The 298-nt window shown below is 64.8% G+C and carries 1 protein-coding gene; it reads right to left on the bottom strand.

Going from position 1 to position 298, the window contains the following annotated elements:
• Positions 1 to 298: hypothetical protein (locus Q664_RS59705; RefSeq protein ID WP_043411754.1), on the bottom strand; the 298-nt coding region annotated here is incomplete at both ends.

Genomic DNA, 298 nt, shown 5'->3' with positions numbered 1-298 from the left:
ACCAGAAGGGTGACGGTGAGGCGCGACTTGAGCCGCACCGTCACTGTCATCTGAAACTCTTCGGCAGGGGGGCCATCCCCTCCCTCCTCGCGAGAGAAGCGCAGGGGCTTCACGGCGATGTAGTTGTCGTTGTCGAAGGCCTGGAGGACGAAAAGCGCCGGGCTCTTGTCGATGCTGGGGGAGGCGCCATCCACGCAGTCACCACAGGAGGGCGGCGAGGCGAAGCCCTCGGGAAACTCCACCACCGTCTGGAAACCAGGCGCGGTGCGGATCCGGTACACCTTGTTGGCGCGCTTCT

The sequence above is a fragment of the Archangium violaceum Cb vi76 genome, assembly GCF_000733295.1.
GTDB classification, from domain to species: Bacteria; Myxococcota; Myxococcia; order Myxococcales; family Myxococcaceae; genus Archangium; species Archangium violaceum.
Note: the sequence above shows the minus strand (reverse complement) of the source record. Positions and strands in the feature narration are given on the sequence as shown.